Source organism: Sulfitobacter sp. HI0040 (assembly GCF_001634885.1).
Lineage (GTDB): Bacteria > Pseudomonadota > Alphaproteobacteria > Rhodobacterales > Rhodobacteraceae > Sulfitobacter.
Genome location: NZ_LWEX01000274.1, coordinates 1 through 993, shown reverse-complemented (window position 1 = coordinate 993; position 993 = coordinate 1). Strand labels below are relative to the sequence as shown.

General features: G+C 55.9%; 2 protein-coding genes. Both read left to right on the top strand.

From position 1 onward, the window contains the following. Nucleotides 1-80: 80 nt before the first annotated feature. Nucleotides 81-548, top strand: coding sequence for a hypothetical protein (locus A3728_RS13650; protein WP_067924728.1), 468 nt, complete (start codon nt 81-83; stop codon nt 546-548). A gap of 207 nt (nt 549-755) precedes the next feature. Beyond that, nucleotides 756-993, top strand: a 238-nt coding sequence (locus A3728_RS13645; RefSeq protein WP_201722327.1) for a transposase, incomplete at its 3' end; no start/stop codon positions are given.

Below are 993 nucleotides of genomic sequence, written 5' to 3'. Positions count from 1 at the left end.
TCCCTCAAATAATTGCCTTAGGAATGCCATGAATATGGTCCAGAAGGAACTCTGGTGACGAAAGTGATCAGGAGTAACGAATGCAGATTGCCATCCCCCTGCGGGCCGTTTTGTTTGCCTTGCTCGTGCCGACTTTGGGCCATGCGCAGGACATTCTGACCGTCACGACGGCTGAAGCGTCAGAGAGCTTCACGCTCGAAGAGCTGCTGGCGATGCCCCAGAAAACTATCGTGACGAAAAACGACTACGTTGACGAAGCGACCGCCTTTCAGGGGCCGAGCTTGCGCTCGATCCTCGAAGAGGCGGATATTGCGCGCGACGCGACCCTCAAGATGCAGGCGTTGAACGATTATTCCTTAATCGTGCCGGCAGGGGATGCTTTCGAGTACGAGGTGATCCTGGCGGTTCTCCGTGAGGGGGAACCAATGTCGGTTCGGGAAAAGGGGCCAATCTGGGTCATCTATCCCATGGACAGCTACCCGGAACTGCAAGACGACGTCTACAATGACAGGTTGGTATGGCAGCTCAAGAGCATCTCCGTCGAGTAATTCCCCATGGAAGACTGACCAGAGGTTTACTGCTCGCTTTATTCATGGGTCCTGTCCCAGGGAGAGGTGTAACTTCTGGTAGCGCTTTTGGTGGCGTCCGCGCCCTTCATGAGGCGCCGTAGGACGTCATCAAAGGCGCGGTGGTCATCGGTGAATTTTCGGTAAGGTCGGGTTGCGAACATCAACCTGAACCGAAGGAAGACCCCGATGACCAAACCTATGATGGACCTGAAAGAGCTTGTCGAGAAGAGCGCGGATGCCGATCTTCTTCGAGATATGATCGGTTTTGCCGCCGAAAGGCTGATGGAATTGGAGGTTGGCGCAAAGACCGGTGCCGACTATCATCAGAAGACGCCGGAGCGGAAGGCGCAGAGAAACGGCTACCGCGAACGCGATTGGCAGACGCGGGCCGGGAACGTGGAACTGCGGATTCCGAAGCTGCGCA

What these genes read in the sequence shown, in the direction of transcription:
- A3728_RS13650 (WP_067924728.1), top strand. Translation starts at nt 81, where the DNA reads ATGCAGATTGCCATCCCCCTGCGGGCCGTTTTGTTTGCCTTGCTCGTG.